The organism is Ideonella sp. P3_A4, from assembly GCF_056403075.1.
Map to the genome: position 1 here is coordinate 1 of NZ_JBFUGE010000481.1, position 4,595 is coordinate 4,595.

A 4,595-nucleotide genomic window follows, 5' to 3' on the forward strand; every position below is an offset into this window, starting at 1 on the left:
CTCGCGCACCGAGGTGACTGCGCCCTCGCCGCCTCGCAACGCACGCCGCGCACCGTTCAGGCGAATGCTGCGCAGATAAGCCTTCGGGCTCATCGCCGTCTCGGCTTCGAACGCGTACTGCAAGGTGCGGCGACTGATGTGCAGGCGCACGCACAGTTGCGGCACGCTGGGCACCTCGGCGGGATTCTCGGCAATCCATTCATGCACCTGCTGCACGACGTGACGGCGGACGGTGGCGTTGCACCGCACTGCCTCCGGCTCGGCTGGACGCTCGAGCAGGTCGACCACGGCGTCCAGCAAGGCTTGCTCCAGGCTGCCCGTAGCCGCCGCAGTCTGCTGATGAGCATCGCTCGCTGAACCCGCCAGCGCCAGCACCGCCCTCAAGCGGGCCTGTGCTAACCGACGTTGCGGCCCGGTGACCTGCAGCCATGGCGCCCGGTCCACCATCGGCCAGGCGATGACCACGCCCAGCGCCTGCGCGTGCTGCTGCAACGCCGCACGGTCGATCACGACGCCGAGGATGTCGTGCCCCGCCGGACTCACCAGCTCAAACTGAGCKGGCTGTCCACACACCATTACCCCGTGCTCGCCGACCATCCGGCCGTTGATGCGTGAGCCATCGTGCACGGTGGTGATGCCGCACCACACCGCGCCCGGCCACACCTCGCAGCGCTGGCGCAAGGCCTGGCTGGTGCGCTCGCGAAACACCTGCGCCGACCCGGTGGACAGCTGGTCGAGCTGGCCGACGAAGGCACCGGCCGTCAGCTGGTCGTACTGCTGGTGCCAGCCGTTCAAACACGCGGCGTGCTCATCCACGTCATGAGCCAGCAGCGACTGGTGCTGCCAGGCCGCTCGCCATGCCGGTGCATCGTGCGCGCCGATCGTGCTCATGAAGTTTGCCGATTCTCGATAACGCTCATCCAGCTGCCGCTCGTACCCTTGCCCACGCCACCGTGGCCCGGGCCAAGCAAATGCCGAGCCAAGCGGTGACCGCCCGGGCGCTGAGCGCCCCACCCTGCCTGGAGGACTGCATGGACCCCACGACCCCTCACCCGACCCTGAACAAGTCGCTGGGCACCTGGCAACTCTGGGGCATCGCCGTCGGGCTGGTGATCTCGGGCGAGTACTTCGGCTGGRGCTACGGCTGGGCTTCGGCCGGCACGCTGGGCTTTCTGATCACCGCGTGCTTCATCGCACTGATGTACGCCACCTTCATCTTCAGCTTCACCGAACTGACGACCTCGATCCCGCACGCCGGCGGGCCGTTCGAATACAGCCGGCGCGCCTTTGGCCCGACCGGTGGCTACATCGCCGGCTTCGCGACGCTGGTCGAGTTCGTCTTCGCGCCACCAGCCATTGCGCTGGCCATCGGCGCTTACCTGAACGTGCAGTTCCCGGGGTTGGACCCGAAGCTGGCCGCTGTCGGCGCCTACGTCGTGTTCATGGCGCTCAACATCGCCGGCGTGCAGATTGCCGCCACCTTCGAACTGGCGATCACGCTGATCGCGATCTTCGAACTGCTGGTCTTCATGGGCGTCGTGGCGCCGGGCTTCTCGATCGCCAACTTCGCCAAGGGCGGCTGGTCGGGGCAGGACGGCTTCAGCGCCGCCTCGATCTCCGGCATGTTCGCCGCCATCCCGTTCGCGATCTGGTTCTTCCTGGCGATCGAGGGCGTTGCCATGGCGGCCGAAGAAGCGAAAGACCCGAAGCGCTCGATCCCCATCGCCTACATCGCTGGCATCCTGACGCTGCTGGTGTTGGCGGCCGGTGTGATGCTGTTCGCCGGCGGCGCGGGCGACTGGACCAAGCTCGCCAACATCAACGACCCGCTGCCGCAGGCGATGAAGATCATCGTCGGCGAGCAGAGCGGCTGGCTGCACATGCTGGTGTGGCTGGGGCTGTTCGGGCTGATCGCGTCCTTCCACGGCATCATCCTCGGCTACTCGCGGCAGATCTTTGCGCTGGCCCGCGCCGGCGTGCTGCCGGGTGTGCTGGGCCAGGTGCACCCGCGGTTTCACACGCCGCACTGGGCAATCCTCGCCGGCGGTGGGGTGGGGATCGTCGCGATCTTCAGCGACCAACTCATCTCGTTCGGCGGCCAGACGCTGACCGCCAACATCGTGACGATGAGCGTGTTCGGCGCGATCGTGATGTACATCGTCAGCATGGCCAGCCTGTTCAAACTGCGCCGCAGCGAGCCCGGCATGGTGCGGCCGTTCCGCGCCCCGCTGTACCCCTATTTCCCCGCGTTCGCGCTGGCTGCCGCCGTGATCTGCCTGGTGACGATGGTCTATTACAACCCGCTGGTCGCGGGCCTGTTCTTCGCGCTCGGCCTGCTCGGTTACGCCTATTTCAGGCTGACTGGGCGCGCGCAGGCCACCGGGAGCACACTGCAGTCTGCAGCGTGAGATCGGCCGCGCGCCCTGCCCCACATGCCCGCTTTTCAGCACCGAATCGGCGTTCAGAACTACCAGTTTGAGGACCTCGCCACCCTGCTGGCGCGGGCGTCGTCCGAGCGCTCGGGCGACCACCTGGCCGGCGTGGCGGCCCAGTCTGCGCAAGAGCGCGTCGCCGCACAGATGGCGCTGGCCGAGTTGCCGCTGAGCCGCTTTCTGCAAGAAGCGATCGTTCCCTACGAGACCGACGAGGTCACCCGGCTGATCATCGACAGCCACGATGCCGCGGCCTTCACGCCGGTCGCCGGCCTCACCGTCGGCGGCTTGCGCGACTGGTTGTTGTCCGACACGGCCGACAGCGATACGCTTCGCGCGCTGGCGCCAGGGTTGACGCCCGAGATGGTGGCCGCCGTGTCCAAACTGATGCGCAACCAGGACCTGATCCTCGTCGCGCGCAAGTGCCACGTGCAGACCCGCTTTCGCGGCACCATCGGCCTGCCTGGCCGCCTGTCGACCCGGCTGCAGCCCAACCACCCCACCGACGACCCGGCAGGCATCGCGGCCAGYGTGCTGGACGGGCTGCTCTATGGCAGCGGTGACGCGGTGATCGGCATCAACCCCGCGACCGACAACGTGCCGCAGGTGATCCGGCTGTTGCAAATGCTGGACGCGGTGATCGAGCAGTACGAGATCCCGACCCAGTCTTGCGTGCTGACGCATGTGACCAACACCTTGCAGGCGATCGAGCGAGGCGCGCCGGTCGACCTGGTGTTCCAGTCGATCGGTGGCACCGAAGCCACGAACCGCAGCTTCGGTCTCGACCTGGCGCTGCTGGCCGAAGCCCGCGAGGCGGCGCTCAGCCTGCAACGCGGTCGTGTGTTCGACGATGACGGCCAGCGCGGCCGCCACGTCATGTACTTCGAGACCGGCCAGGGCAGCGCGCTGTCGGCCAACGCGCACCACGGCTGCGACCAGCAGACGATCGAGGCCCGCGCCTACGCCGTGGCCCGCCGGTTCGAGCCGCTGCTGGTCAACAGCGTGGTCGGCTTCATCGGGCCGGAGTACCTGTTCGACGGCAAGCAGATCATCCGCGCCGGGCTCGAAGACCACTTCTGCGCCAAGCTGCTGGGCCTGCCGATGGGCTGCGACATCTGCTACACCAACCATGCCGAGGCCGACCAGGACGACATGGACGTGCTGCTGACGCTACTGGGCGTGGCGGGGGTCACCTTCATCATGGGCATCCCGGGCTCSGACGACGTGATGCTSAACTACCAGASCACCTCSTTCCACGACGCGCTGTATGCCCGCCGTGTGCTCGGCCTGCGGCCCGCGCCGGAGTTCGAAGCGTGGCTGCAACGCATGGGTGTGTTCGACCCGCGCCGTGCAGCTCACCTCGCACCGCTGGCCGACGCAATGCCCGCCGGCTTCGCCCAACTGCTGCCCCGGTCGTGAAACCACCGGTCGTCTCCAACCCCTGGGCGAGCCTGCGGCGCTTCACGCCGGCGCGCATCGCACTCGGGCGCAGCGGCACCAGCATGCCGACCGAGCCGCAGCTCGCGTTCCAGCTGGCGCACGCCCAGGCACGCGATGCCGTGCACCGAGCCTTCGACACTGACAGCACCGCCCAGTCCATCCAGGCCATGGGTTTATCGACCCGGGTGGCGCACAGCGCAGCGGCTGACCGCCCGACCTACCTGCAACGGCCGGACCGTGGGCGCCGCCTGAACGAGACGTCCGCCGCGGCGCTGCGGGCACCGGCCGCCGGATCGGGCTGCGACCTCGCCCTGGTGATCGCAGACGGCTTGTCTGCCCTCGCGGTCGAGCGTCATGCTGCCCCGTTTCTGGCTGCACTGCTACCCTTGCTGCGCAGCGCCAACCCGCCGTGGTCGTTGGCGCCGGTCGTGCTGGTCCACCAGGGCCGCGTGGCCATTGGCGACGAGATCGGCGCGCTGCTGCGGGCGTCGGCGGTGCTGGTGATGATCGGCGAGCGGCCAGGCCTCAGTTCACCCGACAGCCTGGGCCTGTACCTGACCTGGGCGCCGCGGCCCGGGCGCAGCGACGCCGAGCGCAACTGCATCTCGAACGTCCGGCCCGAAGGCTTGCCTTACGACGACGCGGCCCACCGAGCCGCCTGGCTGCTCAACGCCGCCCGCGCACGTCAGCTCACGGGCGTTGCACTGAAGGACGAAAGCGAAG

At 68.4% G+C, this 4,595-nt stretch carries 4 protein-coding genes; 3 read left to right on the forward strand and 1 reads right to left on the reverse strand.

Annotated elements, in window-relative coordinates; translation table 11 throughout:
- Window positions 1-891 (reverse strand): helix-turn-helix domain-containing protein (locus AC1DYI_RS27245; RefSeq protein ID WP_477207253.1); only part of this gene is annotated, 891 nt, incomplete at its 3' end.
- A gap of 140 nt (window positions 892-1,031) precedes the next feature.
- Here AC1DYI_RS27245 and eat point away from each other — a divergent pair.
- The 3 genes from eat to eutC form a co-directional block, all read left to right on the forward strand.
- Entirely contained in the window at window positions 1,032-2,408 is a 1,377-nt protein-coding gene (gene eat, locus AC1DYI_RS27250; RefSeq protein ID WP_477207254.1) for an ethanolamine permease, read from the forward strand.
- Window positions 2,409-2,432: 24 nt separating this feature from the next.
- Complete coding sequence (locus tag AC1DYI_RS27255) at window positions 2,433-3,851, forward strand: ethanolamine ammonia-lyase subunit EutB (RefSeq protein WP_477207255.1); 1,419 nt, start codon at window positions 2,433-2,435, stop codon at window positions 3,849-3,851.
- The coding region (gene eutC, locus AC1DYI_RS27260) for an ethanolamine ammonia-lyase subunit EutC (RefSeq protein WP_477207256.1) at window positions 3,848-4,595 on the forward strand (748 nt) is incomplete at its 3' end. The genes AC1DYI_RS27255 and eutC, both read left to right, overlap by 4 nt.